Here is a 3,071-nt window from a genome sequence, read left to right on the forward strand (position 1 = left end):
TGTCGAGGTTACCGGCCATCGGGCTGGCCTCGTCCCAGGTCGCCGGTCGCGCGGCGGGCCGTGGCGTCGGTGCGGGCGACGACCCCGGCGCCGCGGACTGGCTGCCCCTGCGCGGCGGTGTCGGCGTCGAGGGCGGCGATGACCGCTTCGAGGGCGGCCGCCTCGCGGTGGCGGCCGGCGAGCCAGACGTTGTCGGTGCCCATCGGGGTGCCGGTGCGGGCGGTGAACGCTGCCTGGCGGGTGTCGATGAGGGTCAGGGTGCGGCGGTGCTGGGCGCGCAGTTCGGGCAGGAACGTCGCGTCGGNGGNGAACTTGTCGCACGTCAGGCAGGCGTTTCCCCGGTCGCAGGACTGCCGTGGTGGCAGCAGGCAGTAGCCGTTCGGCAGGATCCGGTCGGTGCGGCTGTCGAGATGCAGCAGGTCGTAGAGATCGGCCGCCGGCATGGCGAGTTCGCGGGCGTCGGCTGTGCGCTTGCGGTAGCGCAGGAACTCCGCCTCGTGGGTCTCGGTGAGGGTCTTCGCGTAGTGCATCGTCATCGTCGGGGACAGATGCCCGAGGTAGCGCTGCACGACGTGGATCGGCACCCCNGCGTTGAGCAGGCTGGTCGCCTTCGTGTGCCTGAAGCGGTGCGTGCGCTGGAAGTCGACCAGACGGCCGACGTCGTCGCGGATATCGAGCCGGCGGGCCATCTCGGTGAGCATCCGGTGCAGGGTGCTCGACACGTAGGGCCGGTTGCCGTGGCGGTTCATCTTCTCGCCCAGGAACAGGTAACGCGGCGTCGCTCCCGGCGCGCCGTGGCGAGCGATCCATCCGGACGCCCATTCCTGTTGCGCGCGGATGATCGTCACGATCTCGCGGTCGACCAGGACCGTGTCCGGCGCACCGTCGATCTTGGTCTGTTGGTAGCGGAGCCGGGCGGCGAACGCGTCTGGCTCCTCGTCGGACGGCGCCTGCATGGCGAGCGCGCAGAGCGGGTCGTGGTCGAGCAGGAGCAGTTCGCTGATCCGCCGGCCGAGCCGCGTCTGCAGCATCATGATCCGCATGGCCTGCTCGTCGCCGAACCCTCCGTCGGCCACCGGATCGCCGAGCATCCCGATGCTGGCCATGATCTGCGTGAACGCGGCCTCGGGGATGACGTTTTGCTCGGTGTCGCGGTGCGCCACGGGGCGGGGGATCTCGCCGCGCCGGTAGAACGCCGCATNCTGCGGTCCGAGGCGCAGCCAGCCTGGGTCGCCCAGTGCCGCCGCGGCCTCGTGTTTGTGGTCGTGCATGAAGGCGTAGAACTGCTCGACAGAGATCAGCAGGATCTTCATGTGGTTCGCGGACAGCGGCTGTCCCTCGGTCGGCCCGCGGCTGGCACGCGAGGCACGGACGTGGCCGAGGTAGTCGAGCATGAGGGCCCGCACCCCCTCCGGTGTGTCGGCCAGGTGGGTGGGACGCCCGCCGCGGCTCGCGAGGAACGCGTCGAACATGGTCATGGCGAACACCCGCTGGCCGACGGTNGACCATCGCAGCGCCCCGGTCTCGAGGCTGATCTTGCAGTACCACTGCAGGCCGAGGCGCAGCCGGGACGCACTGACGCGCTGGAAGTAGATCGCCTCGCGACCCTGGGGCTCGTGCGCGCGCAGCGGGATGCGGGGATCCTCGACCGGGTTCCAGGACTCCCGCTGCCACCAGGGTCTGGTGTCGTAGGCGAGGGCGAGCAGCCGCAGGAACCGCACCAAGGTCTCCCGCACGGTCTGCGTCGAGCGCGCGGTCGGCAGCCTGCCCTTGCGCCGGTGGACCGCCAACGAGAACTGCTGACACCAGTCCCGCGCGGGCAGGTCCATCAGCGAGACGGGGCCGCGAGCGCCGAGGTCGGCGACGGCCTCGGCGAGGCGGCGGGNCAGCATCGCCACCCCCGGTAGCGCGATCTTCCCGCCCAGCTCGATCACCCTCAGGCAGCACCAGGTCAGCTCGCGGCCCATCGGCTCCGGCAGTCTCTCGACGAGGATCGCGTTGCTCGGGGCGGCCGCGGTGAACGCGTTGCGGTAGCGCTCGGGCACCGTCGCCGCCGACAGCCGGCCCAGCCGCAGGTCATCAGGAACCGTCGCCCACAACTGGTCCAGGATCACGGGGGCATATCCGCACCCCGCGGCGGCCAGGTTGTCCATGACTTCCTCGACCGTGATGTTCACGAGCACGGTCCGATCTGCCCGCCGCCGGCCACGGCCTGGGGGCGCCAGCCGGCGGTGAACGCCCGCCAGCTCGCCGCTGCTCGCGCGTCGGTGTCCTCGGTCACGTGGGCGTAGATCTCCAGCGTGGTCTGCACGTCGGCGTGGCCGAGCCGGCGGGACACGACGTGCACCGGCACCCCTGCCAGCAGCAGGGCGGTCGCGTGCGAGTGGCGCAGCCAGTGGGGCGCCCAGCCCGTCGGGACCTTCCCGGCGAGGTCGCGGCGCAGCCGGCGGACCAGGTCGTAGACCGTCTCCGGTCGCCACGGCGCGAATCGCGTCCCGCCCGCGACGTTCACGAACACCGGCGCCGTGTCCAGATCGGCCACTGCCTGGTCGACGCCGGCATCGCACAGCTGCCAGAGGTACTCGCCATAGAGCCGGTCGAGCACGTCCGACACATAGATCCGCCGGTAGCGGCCGCCCTTGACCCGGACCCGGTGCGGATGCTCCCGCGGGACGACCTCGAGGAACGGGGTGTCGCCGCGGCCGGTGTGCCAGTCCCGGTGCTGCAGACCCAGCGCCTCACCCAGGCGCAGGCCGCTTTCCGCCAGCAGCGACCACAGCAGCCGGTCACGCACCTGCCCCTGCCACCTGCCCGTGGCCGCGTCGAACGTCGCGCACGTGTCGCAGATCAGCTCGATCTGCGACGGCGTGAGCACCGGAGGTGCCTGCCGCGACGGGGTGCGGACCCGCACGNCCGCCCGCNCCCGGCCCCGCCTGCGCGCGACGTGCTCGAGCATCGGCCGGTAGGCCGCCCGCCCGCCATGCACCAGCCGAACGAGGTCGCCGCCGAGCGGCACGCCGTTGAGCTCGTGGTAGCGGTAGCAGGACGTCATAGCCCGCAGCCGGTTCGCG

Annotated in this window: 2 protein-coding genes; both read right to left on the reverse strand. The window is 71.9% G+C overall.

The features are described 5' to 3' along the window. Positions 1-8: 8 nt before the first annotated feature. Positions 9-2,183: a tyrosine-type recombinase/integrase gene (locus CED_RS20970; RefSeq protein ID WP_051868987.1), complete on the reverse strand. Its 2,175-nt coding sequence runs from the start codon at positions 2,181-2,183 to the stop codon at positions 9-11. Beyond that, a partial coding sequence (locus CED_RS20975; protein WP_235187249.1) for a tyrosine-type recombinase/integrase occupies positions 2,174-3,071 on the reverse strand: 898 nt, incomplete at its 5' end. The genes CED_RS20975 and CED_RS20970, both read right to left, overlap by 10 nt.

Origin of the sequence: Frankia sp. CeD (assembly GCF_000732115.1) — a bacterium.
GTDB classification, from domain to species: domain Bacteria; phylum Actinomycetota; class Actinomycetes; order Frankiales; family Frankiaceae; genus Frankia; species Frankia casuarinae.